Genomic DNA, 26,164 nt, shown 5'->3' with positions numbered 1-26,164 from the left:
CGCCCTTGCTCGCTGCACCTGTTGGGCGCAACATGCTGCGCAACAGGAGGGAAGAAGACCATGAAGAAACTGGCTCTCATTGCATCCGCAGCGTTCCTCGCCGCGGCTGGCCCCGCGCTGGCCGACGACTGGGATTTCATGCTCACCAACGCCACCGGCAAGCTGATCACCAAGATCGAAGTGTCTCCCGCCGGGGGCGGCGCCTGGGTCGACAACAAGGTCGATGCCGAGCTCAACAAGGACGGCAAGGTCAAGCCCGGCGGCCGGACCACGGTGCATTTCGAAAAGGCGGCGAGCGCCTGCAAGTTCGACGTGCGCGCCACCTTCGAGGACAAGACCAACGCGGTCTGGCCGAACATCAACCTGTGCGACAACAGCTATGTCACCGTCGCCTTCACCGGCGACAAGCCGACGTTCAAGGCGAATTGAGCGATCCGCCGGGCGGCCCGCTGCGGTCGCCCGGCCCCAAGCCCGCCGCGTCGGGCTGATAGCAAATCTTTGTTCTCCTACTTAGCGGATAGGATATCGTGGCAGGCCGAAAGGAGCCGCCACGCATGGCCAATGCCGTCCCCGCCCGTATCCGCCCCCATTTCGCCCTGCAGGTGCTGCTCGGCATGGCCGCCGGCCTGGCTTTGGGCTTCGCCGTCCGCGCGACCGGGCAGGCGGGACTCGGCGAGGTGCTCCACACCACCGGCCAGATCTTCGTCCAGCTGCTCAAGGCGCTGGTGCCGCCCTTGGTGTTCACCGCGATCATCGCCTCGATCGCGGCGCTGCGCGACCTCGACAATGCCGCGCGGCTGGTCGCCCGCACGCTGTTCTGGTTCGCCACGACTGCGCTGATCGCGGTGCTGATCGGCATCGCGCTCGGGCTGCTGCTCCAGCCCGGCCTCCATGCCGGTGTCGCGGCGAGCGCGGCCAAGGCGCCGTCGAGCACCGGCAGCTGGCTCGATTTCCTGAAAGGCATCGTCCCCGCCAATTTCCTCGGCCTCACCGCGTCGACGACGCTCAAGGAGGGCGGCGCGACCACCGGCCTGTCGTTCAACGTCCTCCAGATCATCGTCGCGGCGATCGCGATCGGCGCGGCGGCAGTGCGCGTCGGCGAGGCGGGCAGCGCCTTCCTCCAGTTCAACGCCTCGGCGCTCGCCATCTTCCGCCGGCTGCTGCGCTGGGTGATCGCGCTGACGCCGATCGGCACCGCCGCGCTGATCGGCGATGCGGTGGTCCGCTATGGCTGGGACGCGCTGTCGGCACTCGGCGCCTTTGCGGCGGCGGTCTATATCGGCCTCGCGCTGGTGCTGCTGGTCGTCTACCCGGCCCTGCTCCTGGCCAACGGCCTCAACCCGCTGCGCTTCTTTGCCACCGCCTGGCCGGCGATCCAGCTCGGCTTCGTCTCGCGCTCCTCGGTCGGCACGCTGCCGGTGACCGAGGAGGTGGTCGAGCGGCTGGGCGTGCCCGCCGCCTATGCCGCCTTCGCGGTGCCGCTGGGCGCCACCACCAAGATGGACGGCTGCGCGGCGATCTACCCCGCCGTCTCGGCGATCTTCGTCGCGCAGTTCTTCGGCGTGCCGCTGCACCTGGCCGACTATGGCCTGATCGCCTTCGTCGCGGTGGTCGGCTCGGCCGCGACCGCGGGGCTCACCGGCGCAACGGTGATGCTCACCCTCACCTTGTCGACACTCGGTCTGCCGCTCGAGGGCGCGGGGCTGCTGCTCGCGATCGACCCGATCCTCGACATGGGCCGCACCGCGGTGAACGTCGCGGGCCAGGCGCTGGTGCCGACCATCGTCGCGCGCCGGAGCGGCCTGCTCGCCCCCGACGCGCTCGGCGCGCCGGCCCGTGTCGCCACGGCCTGAACCCATGGTGTCCGACCACGGCTTCGCGGGCGAGATCGCCGATGCAGTCTCGGCGCTCAACAGCGTCCGCTCGGCCTGGCGCGCGCGCCGCGCCGAGCATCGCGGCCTCTCCCGCTTCCCCGCGCCCGCCGAGCTTGCCCGCTTCGTCGAGCATGTCGCCGCCGCGCTCTTCCCCACCCGGCTCGGCGGTTTTCGCGGCGGCATCGCGCGCGAGGATGATTTCGTCGCCGAGCAGCTCGCCCGCGCCTTCGCCATCCTGCGCGAACAGCTCGCCGCCGAGTTCGACTATTGGCAGCTGCACAGCGCCACCCCGTTCGACAGCGACCAGCCCGACCTGCTCGTCCGCCTGTTCGCCGCCGCGCTGCCCGAGATCCGCACCCTGCTCGACGCCGATGTCGACGCGGCCTTCGTCGGCGACCCCGCGGCGCGCAGCGTCGACGAGATCCTGATCAGCTATCCCGGCGCGCTGGCGATCCTCCATTATCGCATCGCCCACCAGCTGCACGGGCTGGGCGCGGTGATCGTCGCGCGGATCCTGTCCGAGCTCGCCAATGCCCGCACCGGCATCGACATCCACCCGGCCGCGACGATCGGGCCGAGCTTCTTCATCGACCATGGCACCGGCGTGGTGATTGGCGAGACGACGATCATCGGCCGCAACGTGCGCCTGTACCAGCATGTCACGCTCGGCGCGCGCAGTCCGCTGGGGCTGGCGCCAGCGGGGCCGCGCAGCCTTTATGCCCGCCATCCGATCATCGAGGACGACGTGATCATCTATGCCGGTGCCACGATCCTCGGCCGGGTGACGATCGGCCGCGGCAGCACGATCGGCGGCAATGTCTGGCTGCTCGACGACGTGCCGCCGCACAGCGTGCTGGTGCAGCCCGCCGCGGTACCACTGCATGGCGACGCGCAGAGCAACCTGACGGCGCGTCTGGCCGAGCATCGCGACTGAGGGAGAAAATGGTGGGCGGTGACGGGCTCGAACCGCCGACCCTCTCGGTGTAAACGAGATGCTCTACCAACTGAGCTAACCGCCCGCGCGCGCCGATGGCGTCCGCGTTGGACGCCGATGCCAAAGCCGCGCGCGAAGGGCAAGCCTCAAACGAGCGAAAGTCCCGCCCGCTTCACCGCCGCGATATAGCGCTCCATCCCCCGCCGCGCCGATTCGCTGAGCGCGATGTACGCCCGCCGGCGGTCGCTGGGATCGGCCTTGCGGTCGAACAGCCCGGCCTCGTTGAGCGTGCCGATCCAGCGCAGCGCCGTCGTCGGCGGCACGGCTGCTGCGATGCACAGGCTGGAGACCGAGATCTGGCGATGCTCGAGTTCCGCCGCATACAGGTCGAGCAGCATGTCCCAGGCGGGATCGGCGAACAGGTCGCCTTCGAAATAGTCCGCCCGCATCCGCCGCGCGCGGATCACCCGGCGGATTTCCGCCGCGTCGGTCTCGACGGTGTCGTCGGCGCTGTCCATCCGGAAGGCCGTCGATTCGTTGCGTACGCCGGCGGGGCGTTCGAGCACTTCGCTGCGGGTGAGGCGTGACAGCGAATCGGCGATGCGCGCCACTTCCTCGTGGAAGCGCCGCATCCGCGTCGCTTCCTGGTCGCGCATGCCGTCGTGCAGCCGCGCCACCGGCTCGCGGCGGACGGAGAACACCGCGCCGAGCCGGTCCATATCGCTCGGCGCGCATTGCAGCACCGCCGATTCGGGCAGCAATCCCACCGCAATGTCGATCTGGTCGGGCGTGACGGTGGCGATCAGCGGCACGCAGCGCGCTTCGGCCATCGCGCCCAGGCGAACCAGCAGCGGCTCGAGCAGGGCCGGCGCCACTCCCTCCGCCTCCAGCAGCAGCAGCTGCGCGCCGTCGAGCAGCGTCTCGGCGTGCAGGGCCGTCGCAGCGTCGACCGGCAAGCGGGCCCGCAAGCCCGCCGCCGTCACGATGCGCGCCGCCGCCGCCTCCCCCGCCCGCGACCCCGCGACGATCTGCGCGACATCGACGGTGATGTCATACGTTATGCTTGCGAGCCCCCCGGCCCCTTCTGCCTCGTACATGTCTGCCCCCATGGTTCGACATCTGTTCCCCAACAAATGCCGTATCGCTCCGAAATGGCGGAGTCTGGTTTACTCCAGATCGGAGCGGTTTGGCAGAGCGCGTGGGCAGTTTCTCCGAAGTGGAGCAAAGAGCTTGGAACTATCCGCGCGATCGTCGCAAATCCTCGATCTGGCCGTCCTGCAATCCTAGCATGGTCCGCGCCGCGCTGGCCAGAGTCGCGGTCATCAGAACGAAGCCCAGCGCGACCAGCGCAAGCATGCCGGATACCAGCAGCACCTGCGCGGCGGCGGGCAAGTTCTTGGCGGCGAGCACGAGCATCAGCACCATTTCCATCACCGCCTGGGCATTGGCGCCGGTCTGTACCAGCGTGCCGAGGATCGGCAGGAAGAAGGCGGCGAGCAGCGCCAGCCCGGCCAGCGCGAGCAGGATCGCCAGCGCGGCGAACGCACCGAAGATCGACCAGAAATGGCCGCGCGACTGCGCCCAGGCCTCGTCGACGGTGATCGTCTCGTAGAGATAGGTGAGCGGCAGCGCGATCGAGAGCCGCACCTGGACGAAGATCAGCCCCGCCATTTCGGCCAGCAGCAGCGCGACGCCTATCCAGCCAGTCGCGGCCGCAGGGACCAGCCAGCCGAGCAGCCCCAGCAGCAAGCCGTTGGCCAGTGTCAGCAGGAAGGTCGCGACCATGGTGGCGATCGTCAGCAGCATCAGCAGCGCGAACACGCGGAGTTCGTTGGCGCCGAGCCGCAGATAGCAGGCGCCGCGCTTATAGGGGTGCAGCGTCGCGCGGGTCGCCGCGGTGATCAGCACCGCGACGAGGGCGAGGACCAGCCCCTGGCTGAGCAGCCCCGCACCGATCGCACCCACGACGCTCTCCGGATCGGCGGGGGCGATCAGGATCCGCAGCAGCCCGATCGCGAAGATGCCGACGAGATAGAGGATCGCCCACACCAGCACCGAAAGCGGATGCCGCCGCAACAGGCGGAACGCGCCGCCCAATATCGATCCGACCACCCCGACCCCCGATCAGTCCAGCGACTTGACGATTTCCTCGACCATTTTCTTGGCGTCGGCGAGCAACATCATCGTATTATCGCGATAAAACAACTCGTTATCCACACCGGCATAGCCGACGCCGCCCATGCTGCGCTTGATGAACAGCACCGTCTTGGCCTTCTCCACGTCGAGCACCGGCATGCCGTAGATCGGCGAGGACTTGTCGGTCTTGGCAGCCGGGTTGGTCACGTCATTGGCGCCGATGACGAAGGCGACGTCGGTCTGGGCGAACTCGGAATTGATGTCCTCCAGTTCGAACACCTCGTCATAGGGGACGTTGGCCTCGGCGAGCAGCACGTTCATATGCCCCGGCATGCGCCCCGCGACCGGGTGGATCGCATATTTCACCCGGACGCCGTGCGCCTTCAGCTTGTCGCCCATCTCGCGCAGCACATGCTGGGCCTGTGCCACCGCCATGCCATAGCCGGGGACGATGATCACCTGCTCGGCCTGGCTCATCAGGAAGGCCGCGTCCTCGGCGCTCCCACGCTTCCACGGCCGGTCGACCGCCGCCGCGCCGCTTGCCCCCCCGCCGGCATCGCCGCCGAAGCCGCCGGCGATCACGCTGAGGAAGCTGCGGTTCATCGCGCGGCACATGATGTAGCTGAGGATCGCGCCCGAGCTGCCGACCAGCGCGCCGGTGATGATCATTGCCGAATTGTGCAGCGTGAAGCCCATCGCCGCCGCCGCCCAGCCCGAATAGCTGTTGAGCATCGACACCACCACCGGCATGTCCGCCCCGCCGATCGGAATGATCAGCAGGAAGCCGATGGCGAAGCTGAGCGCGGTCACCGTCCAGAAGATCCAGGGGCTCTGGTCCTGGGTGAAGTAGGCGATCAGGCCGAGGATCGCGGCGAGCACGGCCAGGTTGATCACGTGGCGGCCGGGCAGCAGGATCGGCTTGCCGCCCATATTGCCGTTGAGCTTGAGGAAGGCGATCACCGATCCCGAGAAGGTGATCGCGCCGATCGCGACGCCCAGCCCCATCTCGATGCGGCTCTGGAGGAAGATCACGCCGTCGCTGGCGATGCCGAACGCGCCGGGATTGAGGAAGGCGGCGCCGGCGACCAGCACCGCGGCGAGGCCGACCAGCGAGTGGAAGGCGGCAACGAGCTGGGGCATCGCGGTCATCGCGATCCGGCGCGCGGTGACGATGCCGATCGCCGCGCCGATGCCGATCGCGGCGAGCAGCTCGACCAGCGTGAGCGTGTCGAGCACCGGGGTGCCGTAATTCTCGCAGATCGCCCCCGTGGGACAAGGCGGCGCGATGCGCGGGACATGGGTGACCAATGTGGTCACCACCGCGATCGTCATGCCGATCATGCCGGCGCGATTGCCCCGCTGGCTGGTGGCGGGGCTCGACAGGCCGCGGAGTGCCAGGATGAAGCAGACACCGGCGACGAGATAGGCCAGCGCCGCCCAGGGATTTTGCGCGATGCTCTCCATGCTCAGCGAACCTTCTTCTTGTACATGGCGAGCATCCGCGCGGTGACCGCGAACCCTCCGAAGATGTTGATGCTGGCGAGCACCACCGCGAGCAGGCCGAGCCATTTCGAGGTCTCGCCCGCGCCCCCCAGGCTACCGGCCGCGGCGGCGATCAGCGCGCCGACGATGATGACCGAGGAAATGGCATTGGTCACCGCCATCAGCGGCGTGTGCAGCGCCGGCGTGACCGACCAGACGACATAATAGCCGACGAAGCAGGCCAGCACGAAAACCGAGAGGATCGAGATGAAGTCCATCAGGCGTTTCCTTGATCCCCGAGCCGGGCTTCGGCTCGAGCGACAATCCCACGGACGACCGCATCGCAATCGTCCAGTACGTCCCGCGCGGGCACACGCAACACATCCAGCCCCCGCATCGTAAACCAGCGATCGCGTGCCGCATCGCATAGCGGCCGATCGCCAAACCCATGTGCCGCCCCGTCCACCTCGACGATCATCCGGGCGGCGTGGCAGTAGAAATCCGCGACATAGGGGCCGGAGGGATGCTGCTTGCGGAACTTCAGCCCGGCCGGTCGATCCTTCAGCGCCACCCAGAGAAGGACTTCGGGCAAGGACAGTTCCTTCCGCGCATGCTTCGCGCGACGATGGCTGTCCGGCGCCCCCTGCAACACCCTTCAGATCCTCCCCTGCAAGGGGAGGGGGACCGCGCCGAAGGCGTGGTGGAGGGGTGTCCCCGCTGCAACGGAAGGTCCACGCCCCCAGCGGCGACACCCCTCCGTCGCGCTGGCGCGCGCCACCTCCCCTTCCAGGGGAGGATTGGTCGGGGCAACCGACGAAGACTGCCCCCAAGCGCCCTGCAACACCCCCAAGATCCTCCCCTGAAAGGGGAGGGGGACCGCGCCGAAGGCGTGGTGGAGGGGTGTCCCCGCTGCAACGGAAGGTCCGCGCCCCCGGCGCCGACACCCCTCCGTCGCGCTGGCGCGCGCCACCTCCCCTTCCAGGGGAGGATTGGTCGGGGCAACCGACGAAGACTGCACCCAGGCCCCCTGCAACACCGCCCAGATCCTCCCCTGCAAGGAGGGGGACCGCGCCGAAGGCGTGGTGGAGGGGTGTCCCCGCTGCAATCGAGGACCCACGCCCCCAGCGGCGACACCCCTCCGTCGCGCTGGCGCGCGCCACCTCCCCTTGCAGGGGAGGATTGCTCACGACAACAGCCTCTCGTGCACCACCTTGCCGCCCTGCGTCACCCGCACGGCGGTGCCGATCTCCTCGTCGAGCACCGGCTTGCCGGCATCCTTGTCCCAGAAGGCCGAGAGGAAGTTGAACAGGTTGCGCGCGAACAAAGCCGAGCTGTCCGCCGCCAGCCGGCTCGGCACGTTGCGATGGCCGACGATCTTCACGCCGTGGCGCTCAACCACCTCGCCGACCACCGAGCCTTCGACATTGCCGCCTTGCTCCACCGCCAGATCGACGATCACGCTGCCCGGGCGCATCGTCGCGACCTGTGCATCGCTGATCAGCCGCGGCGCCGCCCGGCCGGGAATCAGTGCGGTGGTGATGACGATGTCCTGCTTGGCGATGTGCGACGAGACCAGCTCGGCCTGCGCGGCCTTGTAGGCGTCGCTCATCTCGGTCGCGTAGCCGCCCCTGCCCTCGCCTTCGATCCCGGCGACATTCTCGACGAAGATCGGCTTGGCACCGAGCGACAGGATCTGCTCCTTGGTCGCCGAGCGGACGTCCGTGGCCGAGACCTGCGCGCCCAGCCGCCGCGCGGTGGCGATCGCCTGGAGGCCGGCGACGCCGACGCCCATCACGAACACTTTGGCGGCGCTCACCGTGCCGGCCGCGGTCATCATCATCGGGAAGGCGCGGTCGTACTCGGCAGCGGCGTCGAGCACCGCCTTGTAGCCGGCGAGGTTCGACTGGGAGGAGAGGATGTCCATCGATTGCGCGCGGGTGATGCGCGGCATCAGCTCCATCGCCAGCGCCTCGAGGCCCAGTGCCGCGTAACGGTCGATTCGGGCGCGCTCGCCGAACGGATTGAGCCCGGCGACCAGCCACGCGCCCTGCTTCAGGCCGGCGAGGCTGTCGGGGTCCGGCCCCTGCACCGCCAGCACGATATCGGCATCGGCGAGCACCTCGCTGCGCGATCCGATCGTCGCGCCCGCCTCGCGAAAGGCGGCGTCGCCGTAGGAGGCAGCAAGTCCCGCCTCGGACTCGACCGCGACCGAAGCCTTCAAATTAATGAATTTCTTGACGGTTTCGGGCGTAGCCGCGACACGTCGTTCGGCAATCGCCGCTTCCTTGAGTACTGCGATCTTCACGTCAGCGGGCGATCAGGAAGACGACGAACGCAGCGATGAGGAATACCGCCACCGTGCCCCACTTCATCAAAGCCGTGAAACCATTGAAGGTTTCGACATGCGATTGGATCTCGCCGGCATTTTCACCTGTTTCAGCCATTGATGCGCTCCTCTCCTAGGTGCTCGATGTCTTATACCGCTGCTTCGGCGCCCCTCAACCCCGCCGCCCAAAGAACTGTTTCGGCCCTGCTTAAGCCGAACTTTACGCATCTGGTCTAACCGATGCGGCTCGAAACGGGACATTTGGGACTGGAGTCGGCATGACGCGCAACGGGCAACGTCTTCTGTTGCTGATCGATTCGGAACCGGCGCAGCGACGCCTGGTCGCCGCGATCGCCTCGCGCCGCGGATGGCGGACGATCTTCGCCGACGATGCGGAGAGCGCGCTGGCGTCGCTCGGCACGCCCGATGGCCTCGCGGTCGACGCGATCCTGCTCGACCATCCCGCCTCGGATGCCGATGCCGCGATCCTGATCGCCGAGCTGCGTGCGCGCAGGCCACACATGCCTATTCTGGTGCTAGCCGCCAACGGCTCGGTTGCCGCCGCCGTGGGCGCGATGCGCGCCGGCGCCAGCGACTTCCTGGTCAAGCCGATCGCTTCGGAGCGGCTGCTCGCGGCGCTGGAGGCCGCCATGGGCGGCAACAGCGCCGGCGAACTGCGCCCGCTCACCGAGAAACTCACCGCCAATCTTGGCTTCGCCGAAATAGTCGGCTCGGCGCCGCAATTCCGCGCCGCCCTCGCAGTCGCTGCGAAAGCCGCCCGTGCCCGTGTGCCGGTGCTGATCGAAGGCGAGAGCGGCGTCGGCAAGCATGTCGTGGCGGAGGCGATTCACGGCGCCTCGCCGCGTGCGCGCAAGGAGCTCGTCGTCGTCAATTGCGGGTCGATCCCCGCCAACCAGGTCGAATCGGAGCTGTTCGGCCATGAGGAAGGCGCCTTTACCGGCGCGTTCGAGCGCAAGGTCGGTCGGCTCCAGGATGCCGATGGCAGCACGATCTTCCTCGACGAAGTCAGCGAGATGCCGCTCGAGGCGCAGGTCAAATTGCTGCGCATGCTGCAGACCGGCGAGATCCAGCCGCTCGGTGCGCGTCACCCACGTGAAGTCGATGTCCGCGTGGTCGCCGCCAGCAACGTGCCGCTGCTCGCCGAGGTGGAAGCGGGGCGCTTCCGCGAAGACCTCTATTACCGGCTCAATGTCGTCCAGGTGACGATCCCCCCCTTGCGCGAGCGCGCCGGCGACATCCCGGCGCTTGTCCGCCACCTGCTCGCCCGGATCGCCGAACAGCCGGGCCTGCGCCAGCTCGGCATCAGCGAAGACGCGCTGCAGCTGCTCACCGCCTATGACTGGCCGGGCAATGTCCGCCAGCTGCAGAACGCGCTGTTCCGCGCGGCCGTGCTGTGCGACGAGGAAGGGCTGACCCGCGACGACTTCCCGCAGATTGCCCAGATCGCGCTGGGCAAGCCGATGTCGGCCGGGCCGGTGGCGAGCAACTCGGGCATGGGCGGCATCACGCTGTTCCGCCCCGACGGCAATCTGCGCCCGCTAGACGAGATCGAGGCGGACGTGATCCGGCTTGCGATCGGCCATTATCGCGGGCGGATGACCGAGGTCGCCCGCCGCCTGGGCATCGGCCGCTCGACGCTATACCGCAAGCTAGGCGAGCTGGGGATCGATCAGACCGCGGCGTGAGGCGCGGTGAGCGCGGCGTCCTGCATGCCGCGCCACACCCGCAGCGCCTGGACGCTTTCGAACACGTCGTGGACGCGCAGCAACTGCACGCCCAAGCCTGCGCCCTTCAGCGCCAGCGCCAGCGATCCGCCCAGCCGCTGCTCGGCCGGTGCTTCGTTGGCGAGCGCGCCGACGATCCGCTTGCGGCTGGCACCCAGCAGGATCGGGCAGCCGATCCCATGGAACAGCGCCAGCCCGTTCATCAACGCGAGATTATCTGCCAGCGTCTTGCCGAAGCCGATGCCGGGATCGATGACGATCTTCGCGCGGTCCACACCTGCAGCGACCGCCGCCTCGACGCGGGCCTCCAGCCAGTCATAGACTTCGATCAGCACGTCGCCATAGGCGCCCTTCCCCTTCGCGCCATGCTTGGGGTCGGCGGCATGCATCAGCACCACTGGGCAGCCCGCGCGTGCCACCACCTCCAGCGCGCGGCCGTCGTAGAGCAGCGCGGACACGTCGTTGACGATGTGTCCGCCCGCCGCAAGCGCCGCCTCCATCACACCTGCCTTGCGCGTATCGATCGAGATCGCGGCACCGCTCGCCGCCAGCCGCTCGATCACCGGCACGACGCGGGCAATCTCGTCGCCTTCCCACACCGTTTCCGCGCCGGGGCGGGTGGACTCGCCGCCGACGTCGAGGATCGCCGCGCCCGCGATGCTCATGTCAACGCCGGACTGCGCGGCGGCAGCGGGATCGCCGAGATGCTTCCCGCCGTCGGAGAAGCTGTCGGGGGTCATGTTGAGGATCGCCATCACCTGCGGCTGGTCGAACCGCAGCGTGCGGGGGCCGAGGGTGAGCGGCGCGCGGGGGGCGGTGATGCGCGCGGCGATGGGGGCCAGGCGGGGATCGGCCTCGGCCTCGGCGATGGAGATGGTGCGCTGTAGGGTGCACCGACCGTTCTGCACGGCGATCAGTTCATAGGCGGAGAACCACAACAGCCCACCGGCCAGCCGAGCAACCTGGCCGTCGCGGCCGACGGGCGTGTCGACGAACTGGATTGGGCGGAGGTACAGGCGCGCGGCGGGCGGAAGATCGGGCATGCGGCCGTGCTACCGGGCCTGGCACTGCGAGGGAAGCCATGCGCCCCTCTCCCCATCGGGGAGAGGGTGGGCCCCGCCGCCGTCAGGGGGTGGGAGGGAGAGGGGCAATGCGAGGCGATGCTCGCGCGGCTGCTACACAGCCGCTCACCCTCTCCAAGCTGCGCTAGGCGGCAAGCCGCCAAGCTTCGCTATCCTCTCCCTCAAGGGAGACGAGACACAGATTATGGCTGCGTCGCGAGCAGGTAGGTCTGGCGCAGCGCGTCGATCGGCTTGAGGCCGCTCTGGTCCTCGTAATGCCAGAAGGTCCAGCCGTTGCAGCTCGGCGCGCCCTGCAGCGTGGCACCGAGCTTGTGGATCGACCCGGCCTGCCCCTCGCAGCTGAGCGAGCCGTCCGCGCCCACCGTCGCCCGCCAGCGCGCCTTGTGGTCGCTGAGCACGGTGCCGGGCGCGAGATAGCCATTCTCGACCAGCTGGCCGAACGCCACGCGCGGCGCCGCCTTGGGGGCCTGCATCGTCTGCAGCGCGCTCTCGTCGAGCGGCAGCGCCGCGGCGATGCGCTCCAGCGCCGCTTCCACGTACACGCCCTCGCGATCGATGCCGATCCAGCGGCGGCCGAGGCGCTTGGCCACCGCGCCGGTGGTGCCGGTGCCGAAGAAGGGATCGAGCACCACGTCGCCCGGCTTGGTGCAGGCGAGCAGCACGCGGTACAGCAGCGCCTCGGGCTTCTGCGTCGGGTGGACCTTGGTGCCGTTCTTCTTCAGCCGCTCCTGCCCGCTGCAGATCGGGAATTCCCAGTCGCTGCGCATCTGCAGTTCGTCGTTGAGCGTCTTCATCGAGCGATAGTTGAAGGTGTAGCGCGATTTCTCGCCCTTTGACGCCCAGATCAGCGTCTCGTGCGCGTTGGTGAACCGCGTGCCCTTGAAGTTGGGCATCGGGTTGGCCTTGCGCCAGATAATGTCGTTGAGGATCCAGAAGCCCAGGTCCTGGATCGCCGAGCCCACTTTGAAGATGTTGTGATAGCTGCCGATCACCCAGATCGTGCCGTCGTCCTTCAGGATGCGGCGCGCCTGCGCCAGCCATTCGCGAGTGAACTTGTCATAGGCGGCCAGGCTGTCGAACTTGTCCCACTCGTCGGTCACCGCGTCGACATGGCTGCCGTCGGGCCGGTTGAGATCGCCGCCCAGCTGCAGATTGTACGGCGGATCGGCGAAGATCATGTCGATCGACTTGTCGGGCAGCCCGCGCATCGCCTCGATGCAATCCTGGCGCAGGATCGTGTCCAGCGGCAGCACGGCCGGCGCCTGCTTCGCGACGCGCACACCCGCCCTTTTGACCTTCTCCAGCACGCCCATGAATCATTGCCCCTTCGCTCAAAAGGCACCCCTATTCGGGGCCGAGCGACTCCTCCGTCAAGAGGGGGGATCGCCGGGTGGTGACCCGAAGCAGGTGCTTGGCCCGGCGGAACATTTCGGCACCCGCCATATCTTGAGTCAAGAAGTTATCCACAGGCCCAAGCGCTGGTGGGTGTGGCCGAAAAGACTCAGTTGCGGGCCCACGAAAATTTTCCCGGCCTGTGGATAAGCTGGAACGTTCCGCAAACGATTCAGCCGATCGCAATCGCCTCGCCGCCGCCCGCGACGCTCGCCGCGAGCCGCGCGCGGGCTTGGGTGAACAGCCCCATTTCGTACAGCGCCTGCGCCTCGCGACCGAACCATTCGGCTTCGCCGCCGAATCGGATGCGGGCCGCCACGCACAGCGCCACGCGAACTTCCCAGGAGGTGCCTGCTGCCAGGATCGCGGCCCGAACCGCCTTGCGGCTGGCGCGGGCGCCCAGCATGTCGGAGGGCAGCCGCAGCGCCAGCGCACGCTCGCGCCACGGTACGATCTCGCCGAGATCGGCGTAATCGCTGGCCAGCACGGGGTCGCGCAGTGTCTCGAGGAAGGCGACATGCAGCGGGTGCGTGGGATCGGTCAGCGCGGCACCGTCGTCGAAGCGGAAGCGGATTGCCCCCAGCCCGCGCGATTCGGCATAGCGCACCATTGCTGCCATCTCGTGAAAGCTCGCCGCGCCGATGATCGCCTCGCGGAGCAGCTCGGCCAGCACCGGGTCGTAGCGCGTCGCCGGCTGAAACCCGCCGGTCGTCCCCCGTATCAAGCTGCCCAGATATGCCATGCCCGCTCCTCCCGCTGCTATCCCAACATCATAGGACAGCGGCGGGGCAAGCGGGTGCACTAGGCAAAATTTGCCGGGTCTACCCGCATTTTCATTGTCATCCCCGCGAAGGCGGCGATCCATTGGCGCTGAAGTCGCGGTTCTTTCCTCCAGCCTCGAGGGCAATGGATTCCCGCCTCCGCGGGAATGACGATGGGTGTAGTGGGCAAGCGCGGCGCTATTCCGCCGCGATCGGTCCGAAATCGAGATGCGCCTGCGCGACCGGCGCGAAGCTGCGGCGGTGGTGCGGCGTGGGCCCCAGCGCGCGCAGCGCCTCCTGGTGCGCCTTGCCACCATAGCCCTTGTTCGACGCCCAGCCATAGCCGGGGAACTGCGCGTCCAGCTCGATCATCATACAGTCGCGCCGGTGCTTGGCGACAATCGAGGCCGCCGCGATCGACAGGCACAGCGCGTCGCCGCTCACCACCGCCTCGCTGCGATGATCCCATTTCGGACAGCGATTGCCGTCGACCAGCACGAAGGCGGGGGGGAAACCCAGAGACTCCACCGCGCGCGACATCGCCAGCATCGTCGCCCAGAGGATGTTGAGCCGGTCGATTTCCTCGACGCTGGCGATCCCCACCCCCACCTTGGCGCAGGCGAGCAGTTCCTCGCACAGCCGCGCCCGCTTGGCGGCGGTCAGCGCCTTGGAATCGTTGATGCCCTCGGGAATGCAGTCCGGGTCCAGCACCACGGCCGCTGCGACCACGGGGCCGGCCAGCGGGCCGCGCCCAGCCTCGTCCACCCCAGCGACCGGGCCGGCATGGAGCTGGAAATAACGGGTCTCGTACAAAAGGTCAGGCATCGTCCTCGATCCGCCATGGCGGAAAGCGGCGCATCTCGCCAGCCTGATAGAGACGAACCGCATTGCCGGCAGGATCGCGCAACCGCGCTTCGCGCCAGCCCCACTTCTCGTCCCTGGGCTCCTGCTCGAAGCGGAAGCCCTGCTGCTGCAGATAGGCGACCGTCACGTCGAGGTCGCCGCATTCGAAATAGACCACCGGCGCGGTATAGGCCTCGTCGGTCGCGATCGAGAAAGTGGCGCCGCCCTCGGTCTCGAACCGGGCATAGCGGGGCGAGGCCCGCACCACCTGCCGCAGTCCGAGCAGGCGGTAGAAGCGTTCGCTCGCCGCCAGATCCTGCGCCGGCACCGTCACCTGGTTCAGCATCGGCTCGAAGAAGCTCATGTTGAGGTCGAGCCGCACCGCCTGCTGCGCCATCGGGCCATGGCCGCGGCCCAGCCCCTCGGCCTCGCGCATCGCGATCCGCACGAAGCGGCGCGCGCGGCCCACCGCCTCGGGCAGGTCCCATTCGCAGGCAAGGCCGCAGGCGATCGCCGACGCCAGCGTGCAGCCGGTGCCATGGTCGTTCTCGGTATCGATCTTGGGGTCGCGCCACTCGATCTGCGGCGGGTCCTCGGGATCCGACGAGTAGAGCGTATCGACCACCTCGGGCCCCGTGCCGTGCCCGCCCTTCACCAGCACCGCGCAGCGATGCGCCGCCACGATCTCCTGCGGATCGCGGCCGAGCGCCTCCAACTCCGGCAGATTGGGGGTGATCACCGTCGCCCGGTCCATCAGCCGCTCAAACGCGGCAACAGTCGCCTCGTCCGCCAGCCGGGCACCGCTGGTCGAGATCATCACCGGATCGAACACCACGGGAACGCCGGGCAGTTCGGCCAGCCGCTCGGCCACCGCGAGCGCGGTGCGGGCAGAGCCGATCATGCCGATCTTTACCGCGTCGACGCCGATATCGCGCACGACGGAGTCGATCTGCGCGATCACCATGTCGGTCGGCACCGGATGGACCGCCTGCACGCCCACCGTGTTCTGCGCGGTGATCGCGGTGATCGCGGTCATGGCATGGCCGCCGAGCATGGTCACGGTCTTGATGTCCGCCTGGATCCCGGCGCCGCCGCCGGAATCCGAGCCTGCGATGATCAGCACGCGTGCGGCCATGGCCCTATTCCTTGTGCTTGCGCTCGGTGGATGCCGGATGTCGCTTCAACGCGTCGCCGACGCGGGCGGGGCGATCGAGCAATTCGCCGCCGCAATTGGGGCAGCGTTCGTCCATGTCGTCGGCGCAGTCGGCGCAGAAGGTGCATTCGAACGAGCAGATGAACGCACCGCCGGCATCGGCGGGGAGGTCGACGCCGCAGCGTTCGCAATCAGGCCGCATTTCCAGCATCGGGCAACCTTCTAGTCACCTTGCGGCGGGAGGCAAGCGCCGCTCAGCGCGGCGGGTTGAAGGCGACGATCAGCACCGCGATCAGCAGCGCCCCAAGGCCGCACAGAAAGGCCTTGTCCGCGATGTCCTCGGTCCGCGTCGCCTCGGGCGCGCGGATCGCGAGATAGGAGAGCAGGCAGCTAATGGCGAAGAACAGGCACGCGCCCATGGCCACCTCGTCCGCAATCGTCTGATCGGCGACCTTGGTGAGCTTGAGGCCGGTGATGATGAGCAGCGCGATGCCGAGCAGGTTCGACGCGGCGCCCAGGATGTGAGGAGAGCGATCCATGACGAGCCTTGTCCCAGGCGAGAGCTGAACGCGGGTGAAACGGCGTACCGACGGGCAATCGAACCGGCCGGCGGGATCACCCCGCCGCTACGCGCACCGCATCACACACACGGTCGACCACCGCTTCCACCTGCGCCTTATCGTCGCCTTCGGCCATGACGCGGATCACCGGCTCGGTGCCCGAGGCACGGATCACCAGTCGCCCGCGGCCCTTGAGCTCGGCCTCGGCGGCGGCGATCACGTCCTGAACGCGCGGATCGTCGAGCGGCTTGCCACCGGCGAAGCGGACGTTCTTGAGCAGCTGCGGCAGCGGTTCGAAGCGGTGCAGAACCTCGCTCGCCGGCGCGCCGGCGCGGACGATCTCGGCCAGTACCTGCAGCGCGGCGACAAGCCCGTCGCCGGTGGTCGCATAGTCGGAGAGGATGATGTGCCCGCTCTGCTCGCCGCCGACATTGTAGCCGGAGCCGCGCATCTTCTCGAGCACATAGCGGTCGCCCACCTTGGTGCGCACCAGCCCTAGGCCCTGTGCAGAGAGGTGCCGCTCCAGCCCGAGGTTCGACATCACGGTCGCGACCAGCCCGCCCCCGGCGAGCTTGCCCTGCCGCGCCCAGCCGGTGGCGATCAGCGCCATCAGCTGGTCGCCGTCGATCACCGTACCGGTCTCGTCGACGACGATCAGCCGGTCGGCATCACCGTCGAGCGCAATGCCCAGCGCCGCGCCCGAGCCGACTACCGTCTCGCTCAGCACCTGCGGCGCAGTTGAACCGACGCCGTCGTTGATGTTCTTGCCGTTGGGCGACACGCCGATCGAGACGACATTCGCGCCCAGTTCCCAAAGCGCGGATGGCGCCACCTGATAGGCCGCGCCATTGGCGCAGTCGACGACCACCTTGAGGCCATCGAGCGTCAGGTCCGAGGGGAAGGTGGACTTGGCGAAGTGGATGTAACGGCCGCGCGCATCCTCGACGCGGCGGGCGCGGCCGATATCGGCAGACGCCGCCAGCGGCACCTCGCCGTCGATCAGCGCTTCGATCGCTTCCTCGTCGGCGTCGGAGAGCTTGAACCCATCGGGCCCGAACAGCTTGATGCCGTTGTCGGCATAAGGGTTGTGGCTTGCCGAGATCATCACGCCCAGGTCGGCGCGCATCGAATGGGTGAGCATCGCCACCGCGGGCGTCGGCATCGGGCCGACCAGCACCACGTCCATGCCGACGCTGGTGAAGCCGGCAACCATCGCATTTTCCAGCATATAGCCGGAAAGTCGGGTGTCCTTGCCGATCACGACGCGGTGGCGGTGGTCGCCGCGGCGGAAATGCGCGCCGGCGGCCATGCCCACCTTCATCGCCATCGCAGCGGTCATCGGAGAGAGGTTGGTGGCGCCGCGAATGCCGTCGGTGCCGAAATATTTTCTTGCCATGTGGTTCGTTCTCGCGCCCTTGTGGCGTTGTGTGCGTGCTGTGATAGCGGCGAAAACTCCAAAGGGCGAGCATGTCGCAACCTACTCGTATTCTTCTTTCCCTGCTGGCCGGGCTCGCGGTGGGCGCCGCGCTGGCGGCTTTCTCCCCGCAATGGGGCCTGACGATCGCCGGCTGGGCGCAACCGGTCGGACAGGCATGGCTCAACGGCCTGCAGATGACGATCGTGCCGCTGGTCGTCGCGCTGCTGATCACCGGCGTGACCGCGACGGCCGAGGCCGCTGCTGCCGGTCGGCTAGCCGGGAGGGCAATCGCGCTCTATGTCGCGCTCCTGTTCTGCTCGGCGCTGCTTGCCGCAGTGCTGACGCCGCTATTCCTCAAGATCGCGCCCTTGCCCCAGGAATCGGCCGCCAGCCTGCGCGCCGCCCTGACCGGCGCCGAGAAGATCGGCCCGGTGCCGCCGCTCGGCGAATTCCTCGCCGCGATCATTCCTGCCAACATCGTCAAGGCGGCGGCGGAAAACGCGTTCCTGTCGCTGATCATCTTCTCGCTGGTGTTCGCCTTCGCGATCACCCGCGTCGCAGCGGAATCGCGCGCGCTGCTCACCAACTTCTTCGTCGCGGTGCGGGACGTGATGCTGGTGGTGATCGACTGGGTGCTGTGGATCGGCCCGGTCGGAGTGTTCGCACTGGCGCTGGTCGTCGGCGCCAAGGCGGGCACGGGCGCGTTCGGCGCGCTGCTCCACTATATCCTGATCGTCTCGGCGGTCGGCCTGGTCGTGACGCTGTTCGCCTATCCGGCGGCGGTGCTCGGCGGGCGCATCGGCCTCGGCCGGATGTTCCGCGCGGCACTGCCCAGCCAGGCGGTGGCGCTGAGCACACAGTCGTCGCTGGCAACGCTGCCGGTGATGATCGAGGGTGCCGAGGAGGTCGGCGTACCGGTCGCCGTCTCGGGCGTGACCATGCCGCTTGCCGTCGCGATCTTCCGCTCGACCGGCCCGGCGATGAACTTCGCCGTTGCCATCTATGTCGCGGAATGGTTCGGCGTGCCGCTGCATCCGACCACGTTGCTGGTCGGCGCGGTCGTTGCGATGCTGACATCTCTGGGCTCGGTCAGCCTGCCGGGCACGGTGAGCTATGTCAGCGCGATCTCGCCGGTCGCGGCGACGATCGGCGCACCGATCACGCCGCTGGGCTTGCTGGTCGCGGTGGAGACGCTGCCGGACATCATGCGCACGGTCGGCAACGTCACCTGGGACCTCGCCACGACGATCTGGCTGTCGCGCAAGGCAGGTGCGCAGCAGGGCTCGGGCGACGCGATCCTGCGCCACGAGGCCTGACGGGGCAGCGCCTCCCCTCGGGGAGGCCCGCCTTCCTTACTTCAGCAGCACCAGTTCCTCGGCCATGGTCGGGTGCAGCGCCACGGTCGCGTCGAACGCGTCCTTGGTCAGCCCGGCCTTCACCGCCACCGCAGCCGCCTGGAGGATTTCCGGCGCATCCGGGCCGATCATGTGCAGGCCGACGACCTTGCTGGTCACACCGTCACAGATCATCTTGTAGAGCGACCGCTCGTGGCGCCCGGCGAGCACATTCTTCATCGCGCGGAAATCCGAGGTGTAGACCTTCACCGATCCCAGACTGTTGCGCGCCTCGCCCTCGGTCATGCCGACCGACGCGATCGGCGGGTGGCTGAACACCGCGCTGGGGATGCAGTGATAATCGACCTGGTGCGGCTTGCCGCCGAACAGCGTGTCGGCAAAGGCCTGGCCCTCGCGGATCGCCACCGGCGTCAGCTGCACGCGATCGGTCACGTCGCCTACGGCATAGATGCTCTCGACCGTGCTACGATTGTCGGCATCGACCTTCACCGCGCCGCGCCCGTTGAGTTCGACACCTACCGTCTCCAACCCCAGTCCCTTGGTGTTGGGCACGCGGCCGGTGGCGAACAGCACGCAATCGACCTCGATCGGATCATGCCCGCTCATCGAGACGAGCAGGCTGCCATCCGCCTGCTTCTCGATCTTCTCGAACTCGGCGAAGAAGCGGAACTCGATGCCCTTGATCATCGAGATCTGGAGCAGCCGGTCGCGGACCTGCGCATCATAGCCGCGCAGGATCACGTCGGTGCGGTTGACCAGCGTCACCTTCGATCCGAACTCGTTGAAGATCCCGGCGAACTCGTTGGCGATATAGCCGCCGCCAGCGATCAGCACGCGCTTGGGCAGCGTCTCCAGGTGGAACACCTCGTTGGAGGTGATGCCGTGCTCGCTGCCGGGGAAGCTCGGCACATGCGGATGCGCGCCGGTGGCGATCAGGATGGTCTTGGCGCTGACCACCTTGCCGCTCGCCAGCGTCACCTCGTTAGGGCCGGTGATGGTGGCGCGCTCGTGGAAGATCTCGACGCCGTTATTCTCCAACCCCTGGGTGTAGAGGCCGTTGAGCCGGTCGACATCGGCGAGGACGTTGTCGCGCAGCGTCGGCCAGTGGAAATGGCAGTCGGGCACCTCCCAGCCGAAGCGACGCGCGTCCTTCAGGTCCTCGGCGAAATGCGCACCGAAGATCAGCAGCTTCTTCGGCACGCAGCCGCGGATCACGCAGGTGCCGCCGACGCGATACTCCTCCGCCACCGCGACCTTGGCGCCGTACGCCGCCGACATGCGCGAGGCGCGCGTCCCGCCGGAGCCTGCGCCGATCACGAACAGGTCGAAGTCATAGTCGGACATGGGTCACTCCGGAGATGCGCCGGCGCGGGAGGCCGGAAGAAAGGGTCGCAGGGGAAGATAGGGTGCCGACGGCGAATACAAGGGCGCCCCGGCATCAACCTATACCATTGTCATCCCCGCGAAGGCGGGGATCCATTGGCCTGTGAGGCCGCAGCAGTAATCGCGACGTCCTGGCAAATGGATCCCCACCTTCGCGGGGATGACGGCTTGAGGAGGCTCACCGCTTGCGGACGAACTCTGCGCGCAGGACCAGGCCCTTGATGCCGTCGAACTTGCAGTCGATTTCCTGCGCATCGCCGGTCAGGCGGATCGACTTGATCAGCGTGCCACGCTTCAGCGTCTGGCCGGCGCCCTTCACGGTCAGGTCCTTGATCAGCGTTACGTGATCGCCATCCTGCAGGATGTTGCCGACTGAGTCGCGGACTTCCACCGCGTCCGCCGCATCGGCCTTGGCCGCAGCCTCGGCGGCGGGGATCCACTCCCCGCTCGCCTCGTCGTACACATATTCGTCTTCGCCGCTCACGCGCCGAACGCCCGCTGGATCAAGTCGTTGGTGGAGGGGTCGAAATCGAGCCCGCCCTTGTCGGCCGCCTTGGCCATTTCCTTGCCCAGCTCGACACCGAACTGGTCGAACGGATTGATGCCGAGCAGCACCGCGTTCACGAACACGCGGTGCTCGTAGAAGGCGATCAGCGCGCCCAGCGTGCGCGGATCGACGGCGTCGAGCAGCAACGTCGACGACGGCCGGTCACCCGGATAGCTGCGCGCGGGGTCTTCATGTCCCTTGCCGGCCATCAACGCGGCCCCTTGCGCGAACATGTTGAGCAGCAGCTGGCGGTGATGCTCCGGCGCAAGCGCGTCGCCCGCCTCGATAACGCCGACGAACTCGAGCGGCACCAGATGCGTGCCCTGGTGGAGCAGCTGGAACACCGCATGCTGCGCATCGGTGCCGACGCCGCCCCAGGTGATCGCCGAGGTCGGGTAGGTCACCACCTCGCCCTCAGCCGTGACGCGCTTGCCGTTCGATTCCATCTCCAGCTGCTGGAGATAGCTCGGCAGCAGCCGCAGCCGCTCGTCATAGGCGAAGGTGGCGCGGGTCTCGCAGCCGCGCGCCTGGGTGTAATAAAGGTCTGCGAACGCAGCGAGCGCAGGGGCGTTCTGCGCGAGATCGGTGAGGCGGAAATGGCGGTCCATCTCGGCCGCGCCTTCGAGCAGTTCCTCGAACGCGTCCCAGCCCAGCGCCAGCGCCGCCGGGAAACCGATCGACGACCAGAGCGAATAGCGCCCGCCGACGCTCTCGAAGAAGGGCAGCACGCGGGTTTCGTCGACGCCCCATTCCACGGCCTTGTCCGGCGAGGCGGTGAGCGCCACCACCTGGCCATAGGGATCCTCGACGCCGCCCTCGGCCATCCACGCGAGCGCGCTCTGGGCGTTGAGCATCGTCTCGGTGGTGGTGAAGGTCTTGCTGGCGATCACCAGCAGCGTCGCCTGCGGATCGAACGCGTCCATCGCGTCCTCCAGCGAAACCCCGTCGACATTCGAGACGATCGCCACGTCGTAGCGGTCCATGTCGCGGCCCAGCGCATCGACCAGCAGGTCCGGGCCCAGCGCGGAGCCGCCGATGCCGATGTGGAGGATGTGGCGGATCGGCCCCAGCGCCTCGGCTTCGATCGCGTCGATCAGCGCGCGCATCCGCGCATGCTGGCTGCGGGCGCGGGCGACGCTATCAGGCGCGCCTTCATAGCGCTCGGCGGTATGCTCGGCCGCGCGGCCCTCGGTCACATTGACCACCTCGCCCGCGAACAGCGCATCGCGCTTGCCCGCGAAGTCCATCTGCTGCGCCAGCGCCGCGAAGGCGGAGACGGCGTCGGCGGTCAGGTGGGTCTTGGACCAGTCGAAATGGATGCCGGCGACATCGACGCTCAGCCGCGACAGCCGATCGGCATCGGCGGCGAACAGGTCGGTCAGCTTGGTCTGGGGAAGGGCTTGGATCGGCGTCCAGTCGGGCAAGGCCATGTTCATCTCCTTGGTGGCAGGGCTCCCCTATCGTCCCGCACCGGCCCATTCCAGCCTCATTCCGCCGCTTGACCTCCCCGCCGCGCCCTAGCAGAGCAGTGCCCATGGAAACGCCCGCCTCCACCGAACCCGTCGCCTCGCGCCCCGAAAACGTGCAAGCGCCTGTCGCAAAGCCGGAAAAGCCGAAGTCGGAGTGGCGGGACCTCGCCACCTTCCTGCTCAAGCTGGCGCTGATCGTGTTCGTGGTGCGCAGCTTCATCTTCTCGCCGTTCAGCATCCCGAGCGAGTCGATGCTGCCGCGGCTGCTGATCGGCGACTATCTGTTCATCACCAAGTGGAACTATGGCTACTCCAAGCACTCGCTGCCGTGGAGCCTGCCGCTGATCCCGGGCCGCATCCTGCCGCGCAACCCGGCCCGCGGCGACGTGGTGGTGTTCAAGGCGCCGAACCATGGAGGCGAGGACTGGATCAAGCGGGTCATCGGCCTGCCGGGCGACACGATCGAGATGGTCAACGGTCAGGTGATCCTGAACGGCAAGCCGGTGCCCAAGCAGCGCATCGCCGATTTCGTGCTGCCGATCACGCCGAACTTCACCCATTGCCCGACGCAGTTCCAGACGGCGGATGCCAAGGGTGCGCCGATCTGCCGCATCCCGCAGTTCCGCGAGACGCTGCCGAACGGCAAGCAGTATAACGTGCTCGACCAGGACAATCTGCCGCAGGACAACACCCAGGTGTTCACCGTCCCCGCCGGCCATGTGTTCCTGATGGGCGACAATCGCGACAACTCCACCGACAGCCGCTTCCAGCAGCCGCCCTATGGCTCGGGCATCGGCTTCGTGCCCATCGAGAATATCGAGGGCAAGGCGGTCGTGAACTTCTGGTCGACCGATGGCGGCGCCAACTGGCTGCTGCCCTGGACCTGGTTCACTGCGGCGCGGTGGAGCCGGATCGGAGAAGGCTTCTGAGCGTGCCCGATCTGGGCGGCTGGGTCGCAAAGACCTTCGGCCGCCCCGCCAAAGACCTGCCGAGTTTCCAGCGCGCGCTGACCCATGGCAGCCAGGCTGCCGGCAATTACCAGCGGCTCGAATTTCTCGGCGACCGGGTGTTGGGGCTGATCGTCGCCGAATGGCTGTTCGAGCGGTTTCCCGAAGAGCCCGAAGGCGCGCTCTCCCGCCGGCTCAATTCGCTGGTGACCGGCCCGGTCTGCGCCGATGTCGCGCGCGAGCTCGGCGTGGTGCCGCATCTCCGCCTCGGCAAGCAGGCCCGCGACGACGGCGCGGCGGACAGCGACAATGTGCTGGGCGACGTCATGGAGGCGCTGATCGGTGCCTTCTACCGCGAGGACGGGCTCGATGCGGCGCGCGCCTTCGTGCGCAAGGCCTGGGGCAACCGGATCGACGAACACGCCAAGGCCCCCAAGCATCCCAAGTCGGCGCTCCAGGAATGGGCCGCCGCGCGCAACCGCCGCCCGCCGGAATATGAGATCGTCGACCGCTCAGGCCCGAACCACGCGCCGCGCTTCACGGTGAAGGTGTCGATCGGCAAGCTCGCCGAAGCCAGCGCCGAGGGCAGCAACAAGCAGGAAGCCGAAACTGCCGCGGCGGCAGCGCTGCTGGCGAAGCTGGGCGGCTGAACCATCTTAAGCCCCTCCTCCTTGGAGGAGGGGTTGGGGTGGAGGGATTCCAGAACCTCAGTTGGTCTCTGTGAGACACTGCCCCACCCCACCCCCCCTTGAAGGGGAGGGGCTTAGTTTGCGCTTACTCCCCCTCGCCCCCATCCCCATTCCCCAGTACAACCGGAACCCATGACCGAACCCACCACCCAACAATCCTGCGGCGTCGTCGCGATCCTCGGCGCCCCGAATGCCGGCAAGTCGACGCTGGTCAACGCCCTGGTCGGCCAGAAGGTCGCGATCGTCAGCCCCAAGGCGCAGACCACCCGCGCCCGCGTGATGGGCATCGCCATCGAAGGCGACACTCAGATCATCCTGGTCGACACCCCCGGCATCTTCGAGCCGGAGCGCCGGCTGGACCGCGCCATGGTCGCCGCCGCCTGGGACGGCACCGACGGCGCCGATCTCGTCGCGCTGGTCGTCGACGGCAAGGGCGGCATCGGCCCCAAGGTCCATGCGGTGATCGACAGCCTGCGCGGCCGCAACGGGCGCAAGATCCTGATCCTCAACAAGGTCGACATCGCCGACAAACCCCGCCTGCTCGGCCATGCCGCCAAGCTCAACGAGGCGCTGGCGTTCGACGAGACCTATTTCGTCTCGGCCCAGACCGGCGACGGCGTGCCCGAGCTCAAGGCCGCGCTCGCCGGCGCGATGCCGCAGGGCGAGTGGCACTTCCCCGAGGACCAGGTCTCGGACGCCACCGACCGCATGCTGGCGGCCGAAGTGACCCGCGAGCAGCTATACCTGCAGCTCCACGCCGAACTGCCCTATGCCAGCGCGATCGAGACCGAGAAATATAGCGAGCGCGAGGACGGATCGGTCGAGATCCACCAGCAGATCCTCGTCGCGCGCGACACCCAGCGCGCGATCGTGCTCGGCAAGGGCGGCCAGCGGCTCAAGGAAATCGGCAGCCGCGCCCGCGCCGAGCTCGCGAAGCTGCTCGGGGTGCCGGTGCACCTGTACCTGCACGTCAAGGTCAATCCGAAGTGGGAAGAGGACCGCGGCCTCTACCGCGAGATCGGGCTCGACTGGGTCGATTGACGGCCTGAGCAGGGCTACCGGGGCACCCCTGCTTCGGGCTCGGCAGCACATGCCCCGGCATGTGACTCAGGATCTGGGGGTCCGGCCACGTCTGGAGCGCCCGGCCGTCATCGGATCTGGCTTGGGCGGGGGGCGCCATCCCGCGGGGGGATTTACCTTCTGCTGGCTCGTACCCAAGCCCATCGCGCCCGGCTCCTGCCGCTTCAGTCCCGCGAAGTCGGCTGATTCTGCCTCCACCGCGGTAGCGCCTCCGCGCATGGCGCTGATCATGTCCCGGCACCTGCTCGCCGTCTCGAAATCGAGCGCGGCGACCGCCTCGTCCATCTGCTGCTGTAGAATTTCGATTGTTAGGGTCACCCGGCCTGAACGCCCGATGGCATTAATCGGGTGCACGGAGACCGCCCGCCGCTTCCTCGGCGACAATGCGCCTTAGAACACGCTCGTCGCCGCTCATCTTCACGATGATTTCGCTGGTCGCAGACCGCCGCAGCTTCTCGGCGAACGCCTCCATTGCACTATGTCTGGCAGCGCAGATCGGTGCGATCAGTGTCGGTGCGTGCTTTACCGTGCACCGTCCCCACGATCGGCGGGATGGCTGCGTTTCCATTCCATGGCACGGCGGATCCGCCTCGCGATACTGGGATGGTCGTAAAAGAGCGTCTCTTCGACAGGACTCGGCGCACTGGCGCGGAAATCGACCGTTCGGATCAGCGCCTTGGCCATGCCGTCCGGTTCGTTCGCAAGCTGCAGGCCATAGGCATCCGCATCCACCTCCACCCATCGTTCCGTCGACACGATGATCGGCGTCGTCAGCAGCGTGAAGGTGATGAACACCAGATGCGCGAGCGGTATCGCGGCGGGATTCTGGACCAGGGGTGACTGACGATCCCGGCTCCGCGGCACGGCCCCCAGCATGCGGTCGACAAGCCACAATCCGGCCCCCGCCAACACCGCGACGACCGCGGCCAGGATCAGCAGGTGATTGTGCTTATAGTGCCCGATCTCGTGCGCGACGACGGCGCGGATCT

At 67.9% G+C, this 26,164-nt stretch carries 29 protein-coding genes and 1 tRNA gene; 8 read left to right on the top strand and 22 right to left on the bottom strand.

The window, feature by feature from the left end:
- The first annotated feature begins 60 nt into the window (after positions 1-60).
- The 3 genes from BM009_RS16540 to epsC all read left to right on the top strand — a co-directional run bounded on the left by BM009_RS16540 (position 61) and on the right by epsC (position 2,808).
- Positions 61-429, top strand: coding sequence for a hypothetical protein (locus BM009_RS16540; protein WP_093297894.1), 369 nt, complete (start codon positions 61-63; stop codon positions 427-429).
- A gap of 125 nt (positions 430-554) precedes the next feature.
- Positions 555-1,853, top strand: coding sequence for a dicarboxylate/amino acid:cation symporter (locus BM009_RS16535; protein WP_093297893.1), 1,299 nt, complete (start codon positions 555-557; stop codon positions 1,851-1,853).
- Positions 1,854-1,857: 4 nt separating this feature from the next.
- Positions 1,858-2,808, top strand: a complete 951-nt coding sequence (gene epsC / locus BM009_RS16530; protein WP_093297891.1) for a serine O-acetyltransferase EpsC — start codon at positions 1,858-1,860, stop codon at positions 2,806-2,808.
- 9 nt (positions 2,809-2,817) lie between these two features.
- On the opposite strand, the gene BM009_RS16525 is transcribed toward epsC, so the two are convergent.
- The 8 genes from BM009_RS16525 to BM009_RS16490 all read right to left on the bottom strand — a co-directional run bounded on the left by BM009_RS16525 (position 2,818) and on the right by BM009_RS16490 (position 8,870).
- A tRNA-Val gene (locus BM009_RS16525) sits at positions 2,818-2,893 on the bottom strand.
- 61 nt (positions 2,894-2,954) lie between these two features.
- The gene (locus BM009_RS16520; RefSeq protein ID WP_093297890.1) at positions 2,955-3,905 is read right to left on the bottom strand and encodes a helix-turn-helix domain-containing protein; all 951 of its coding nucleotides are present in this window, start codon (positions 3,903-3,905) and stop codon (positions 2,955-2,957) included.
- Positions 3,906-4,044: 139 nt separating this feature from the next.
- On the bottom strand, positions 4,045-4,920 hold the full coding sequence (locus BM009_RS16515) for a hypothetical protein (RefSeq protein ID WP_139216662.1): 876 nt from the start codon (positions 4,918-4,920) through the stop codon (positions 4,045-4,047).
- 12 nt (positions 4,921-4,932) lie between these two features.
- Positions 4,933-6,408 carry an NAD(P)(+) transhydrogenase (Re/Si-specific) subunit beta gene (locus tag BM009_RS16510; protein ID WP_093297887.1) on the bottom strand — a complete coding sequence of 492 codons (1,476 nt, stop codon included), beginning with the start codon at positions 6,406-6,408 and terminating at the stop codon, positions 4,933-4,935.
- 2 nt (positions 6,409-6,410) lie between these two features.
- Positions 6,411-6,704 (bottom strand): proton-translocating transhydrogenase family protein, encoded by a 294-nt coding sequence (locus tag BM009_RS16505; RefSeq protein WP_093297885.1) that lies wholly within the window; start codon positions 6,702-6,704, stop codon positions 6,411-6,413.
- Complete coding sequence (locus tag BM009_RS16500; protein ID WP_093297884.1) at positions 6,704-7,078, bottom strand: endonuclease domain-containing protein; 375 nt, start codon at positions 7,076-7,078, stop codon at positions 6,704-6,706. Before BM009_RS16500 ends, BM009_RS16505 begins: the two co-directional genes overlap by 1 nt.
- Before the next feature lie 531 nt (positions 7,079-7,609).
- Positions 7,610-8,731, bottom strand: coding sequence for an NAD(P) transhydrogenase subunit alpha (locus BM009_RS16495; RefSeq protein ID WP_093297882.1), 1,122 nt, complete (start codon positions 8,729-8,731; stop codon positions 7,610-7,612).
- Position 8,732: 1 nt separating this feature from the next.
- Positions 8,733-8,870, bottom strand: a complete 138-nt coding sequence (locus BM009_RS16490; protein ID WP_093297881.1) for an aa3-type cytochrome c oxidase subunit IV — start codon at positions 8,868-8,870, stop codon at positions 8,733-8,735.
- A gap of 160 nt (positions 8,871-9,030) precedes the next feature.
- Between BM009_RS16490 and BM009_RS16485 the strand changes: the two genes are divergently transcribed.
- A complete protein-coding gene (locus BM009_RS16485; protein WP_093297879.1) occupies positions 9,031-10,458 on the top strand; it encodes a sigma-54-dependent transcriptional regulator in 1,428 nt (475 codons plus the stop codon).
- On the opposite strand, the gene folP is transcribed toward BM009_RS16485, so the two are convergent.
- The 8 genes from folP to glmM form a co-directional block, all read right to left on the bottom strand.
- The gene (gene folP, locus BM009_RS16480) at positions 10,443-11,540 is read right to left on the bottom strand and encodes a dihydropteroate synthase (protein ID WP_093297877.1); all 1,098 of its coding nucleotides are present in this window, start codon (positions 11,538-11,540) and stop codon (positions 10,443-10,445) included. The genes BM009_RS16485 and folP overlap by 16 nt on opposite strands.
- 221 nt (positions 11,541-11,761) lie before the next feature.
- On the bottom strand, positions 11,762-12,892 hold the full coding sequence (locus BM009_RS16475; RefSeq protein ID WP_093297876.1) for a site-specific DNA-methyltransferase: 1,131 nt from the start codon (positions 12,890-12,892) through the stop codon (positions 11,762-11,764).
- Between the two features lie 251 nt (positions 12,893-13,143).
- Positions 13,144-13,713, bottom strand: coding sequence for a hypothetical protein (locus BM009_RS16470; RefSeq protein ID WP_093297874.1), 570 nt, complete (start codon positions 13,711-13,713; stop codon positions 13,144-13,146).
- A 217-nt stretch (positions 13,714-13,930) separates the two neighbouring features.
- Positions 13,931-14,557 carry a ribonuclease HII gene (locus tag BM009_RS16465; protein ID WP_093297873.1) on the bottom strand — a complete coding sequence of 209 codons (627 nt, stop codon included), beginning with the start codon at positions 14,555-14,557 and terminating at the stop codon, positions 13,931-13,933.
- On the bottom strand, positions 14,550-15,710 hold the full coding sequence (thiD, locus tag BM009_RS16460) for a bifunctional hydroxymethylpyrimidine kinase/phosphomethylpyrimidine kinase (RefSeq protein ID WP_093297872.1): 1,161 nt from the start codon (positions 15,708-15,710) through the stop codon (positions 14,550-14,552). The genes BM009_RS16465 and thiD overlap by 8 nt, the downstream gene beginning before the upstream one ends.
- Positions 15,711-15,714: 4 nt before the next feature.
- The gene (locus tag BM009_RS16455; protein WP_093297871.1) at positions 15,715-15,939 is read right to left on the bottom strand and encodes a DUF1272 domain-containing protein; all 225 of its coding nucleotides are present in this window, start codon (positions 15,937-15,939) and stop codon (positions 15,715-15,717) included.
- 43 nt (positions 15,940-15,982) lie between these two features.
- Positions 15,983-16,267: a hypothetical protein gene (locus BM009_RS16450; RefSeq protein WP_093297870.1), complete on the bottom strand. Its 285-nt coding sequence runs from the start codon at positions 16,265-16,267 to the stop codon at positions 15,983-15,985.
- Positions 16,268-16,343: 76 nt separating this feature from the next.
- Positions 16,344-17,684, bottom strand: a complete 1,341-nt coding sequence (glmM, locus tag BM009_RS16445; RefSeq protein WP_093297868.1) for a phosphoglucosamine mutase — start codon at positions 17,682-17,684, stop codon at positions 16,344-16,346.
- 71 nt (positions 17,685-17,755) lie between these two features.
- On the opposite strand from glmM, the gene BM009_RS16440 reads away from it, so the two are divergent.
- Complete coding sequence (locus BM009_RS16440; protein ID WP_093297866.1) at positions 17,756-19,021, top strand: dicarboxylate/amino acid:cation symporter; 1,266 nt, start codon at positions 17,756-17,758, stop codon at positions 19,019-19,021.
- Positions 19,022-19,057: 36 nt separating this feature from the next.
- Here BM009_RS16440 and gorA read toward each other — a convergent pair whose 3' ends face one another.
- The 3 genes from gorA to pgi form a co-directional block, all read right to left on the bottom strand.
- Positions 19,058-20,404 (bottom strand): glutathione-disulfide reductase, encoded by a 1,347-nt coding sequence (gene gorA, locus BM009_RS16435; RefSeq protein ID WP_093297865.1) that lies wholly within the window; start codon positions 20,402-20,404, stop codon positions 19,058-19,060.
- A 217-nt stretch (positions 20,405-20,621) separates the two neighbouring features.
- Positions 20,622-20,927 (bottom strand): alkylphosphonate utilization protein, encoded by a 306-nt coding sequence (locus BM009_RS16430; protein WP_093297863.1) that lies wholly within the window; start codon positions 20,925-20,927, stop codon positions 20,622-20,624.
- Positions 20,924-22,420 carry a glucose-6-phosphate isomerase gene (pgi, locus tag BM009_RS16425; RefSeq protein WP_093298189.1) on the bottom strand — a complete coding sequence of 499 codons (1,497 nt, stop codon included), beginning with the start codon at positions 22,418-22,420 and terminating at the stop codon, positions 20,924-20,926. Before pgi ends, BM009_RS16430 begins: the two co-directional genes overlap by 4 nt.
- A 104-nt stretch (positions 22,421-22,524) precedes the next feature.
- On the opposite strand from pgi, the gene lepB reads away from it, so the two are divergent.
- The 3 genes from lepB (at position 22,525) to era (ending at position 25,136) form a co-directional block, all read left to right on the top strand.
- Positions 22,525-23,388: a signal peptidase I gene (lepB, locus tag BM009_RS16420; RefSeq protein ID WP_175488086.1), complete on the top strand. Its 864-nt coding sequence runs from the start codon at positions 22,525-22,527 to the stop codon at positions 23,386-23,388.
- 11 nt (positions 23,389-23,399) lie between these two features.
- A complete protein-coding gene (gene rnc / locus BM009_RS16415) occupies positions 23,400-24,056 on the top strand; it encodes a ribonuclease III (protein ID WP_254772345.1) in 657 nt (218 codons plus the stop codon).
- 171 nt (positions 24,057-24,227) lie between these two features.
- Entirely contained in the window at positions 24,228-25,136 is a 909-nt protein-coding gene (era, locus tag BM009_RS16410) for a GTPase Era (RefSeq protein ID WP_093297860.1), read from the top strand.
- Between the two features lie 66 nt (positions 25,137-25,202).
- Here era and BM009_RS16405 read toward each other — a convergent pair whose 3' ends face one another.
- The 3 genes from BM009_RS16405 to BM009_RS16400 all read right to left on the bottom strand — a co-directional run.
- A complete protein-coding gene (locus BM009_RS16405) occupies positions 25,203-25,493 on the bottom strand; it encodes a UvrB/UvrC motif-containing protein (protein WP_254772344.1) in 291 nt (96 codons plus the stop codon).
- 22 nt (positions 25,494-25,515) lie between these two features.
- On the bottom strand, positions 25,516-25,647 hold the full coding sequence (locus tag BM009_RS23175; protein ID WP_302847369.1) for a hypothetical protein: 132 nt from the start codon (positions 25,645-25,647) through the stop codon (positions 25,516-25,518).
- A 50-nt stretch (positions 25,648-25,697) separates the two neighbouring features.
- Positions 25,698-26,164, bottom strand: a 467-nt coding sequence (locus BM009_RS16400; RefSeq protein ID WP_175488085.1) for a M48 family metallopeptidase, incomplete at its 5' end; no start/stop codon positions are given.

The sequence above is a fragment of the Sphingomonas sp. NFR04 genome (genome assembly GCF_900114095.1).
Taxonomy (GTDB): domain Bacteria; phylum Pseudomonadota; class Alphaproteobacteria; order Sphingomonadales; family Sphingomonadaceae; genus Sphingomonas.
Note: the sequence above shows the minus strand (reverse complement) of the source record. Positions and strands in the feature narration are given on the sequence as shown.

Bases quoted from the DNA above. Each gene is read 5' to 3' on its own strand.
- BM009_RS16465 (WP_093297873.1), bottom strand. From the start codon at position 14,557: ATGCCTGACCTTTTGTACGAGACCCGTTATTTCCAGCTCCATGCCGGC.
- BM009_RS16455 (WP_093297871.1), bottom strand. From the start codon at position 15,939: ATGCTGGAAATGCGGCCTGATTGCGAACGCTGCGGCGTCGACCTCCCC.
- pgi (WP_093298189.1), bottom strand. From the start codon at position 22,420: ATGGCCTTGCCCGACTGGACGCCGATCCAAGCCCTTCCCCAGACCAAG.
- BM009_RS16490 (WP_093297881.1), bottom strand. From the start codon at position 8,870: ATGGCTGAAACAGGTGAAAATGCCGGCGAGATCCAATCGCATGTCGAA.
- epsC (WP_093297891.1), top strand. From the start codon at position 1,858: ATGGTGTCCGACCACGGCTTCGCGGGCGAGATCGCCGATGCAGTCTCG.
- gorA (WP_093297865.1), bottom strand. From the start codon at position 20,404: ATGTCCGACTATGACTTCGACCTGTTCGTGATCGGCGCAGGCTCCGGC.
- BM009_RS16450 (WP_093297870.1), bottom strand. From the start codon at position 16,267: ATGGATCGCTCTCCTCACATCCTGGGCGCCGCGTCGAACCTGCTCGGC.
- BM009_RS16470 (WP_093297874.1), bottom strand. From the start codon at position 13,713: ATGGCATATCTGGGCAGCTTGATACGGGGGACGACCGGCGGGTTTCAG.
- BM009_RS16535 (WP_093297893.1), top strand. From the start codon at position 555: ATGGCCAATGCCGTCCCCGCCCGTATCCGCCCCCATTTCGCCCTGCAG.
- BM009_RS16475 (WP_093297876.1), bottom strand. From the start codon at position 12,892: ATGGGCGTGCTGGAGAAGGTCAAAAGGGCGGGTGTGCGCGTCGCGAAG.
- lepB (WP_175488086.1), top strand. From the start codon at position 22,525: ATGGAAACGCCCGCCTCCACCGAACCCGTCGCCTCGCGCCCCGAAAAC.
- BM009_RS23175 (WP_302847369.1), bottom strand. From the start codon at position 25,647: ATGGAGGCGTTCGCCGAGAAGCTGCGGCGGTCTGCGACCAGCGAAATC.
- BM009_RS16540 (WP_093297894.1), top strand. From the start codon at position 61: ATGAAGAAACTGGCTCTCATTGCATCCGCAGCGTTCCTCGCCGCGGCT.
- folP (WP_093297877.1), bottom strand. From the start codon at position 11,540: ATGCCCGATCTTCCGCCCGCCGCGCGCCTGTACCTCCGCCCAATCCAG.
- glmM (WP_093297868.1), bottom strand. From the start codon at position 17,684: ATGGCAAGAAAATATTTCGGCACCGACGGCATTCGCGGCGCCACCAAC.
- BM009_RS16485 (WP_093297879.1), top strand. From the start codon at position 9,031: ATGACGCGCAACGGGCAACGTCTTCTGTTGCTGATCGATTCGGAACCG.
- era (WP_093297860.1), top strand. From the start codon at position 24,228: ATGACCGAACCCACCACCCAACAATCCTGCGGCGTCGTCGCGATCCTC.
- thiD (WP_093297872.1), bottom strand. From the start codon at position 15,710: ATGGCCGCACGCGTGCTGATCATCGCAGGCTCGGATTCCGGCGGCGGC.
- BM009_RS16510 (WP_093297887.1), bottom strand. From the start codon at position 6,408: ATGGAGAGCATCGCGCAAAATCCCTGGGCGGCGCTGGCCTATCTCGTC.
- BM009_RS16520 (WP_093297890.1), bottom strand. From the start codon at position 3,905: ATGTACGAGGCAGAAGGGGCCGGGGGGCTCGCAAGCATAACGTATGAC.
- BM009_RS16440 (WP_093297866.1), top strand. From the start codon at position 17,756: ATGTCGCAACCTACTCGTATTCTTCTTTCCCTGCTGGCCGGGCTCGCG.
- BM009_RS16505 (WP_093297885.1), bottom strand. From the start codon at position 6,704: ATGGACTTCATCTCGATCCTCTCGGTTTTCGTGCTGGCCTGCTTCGTC.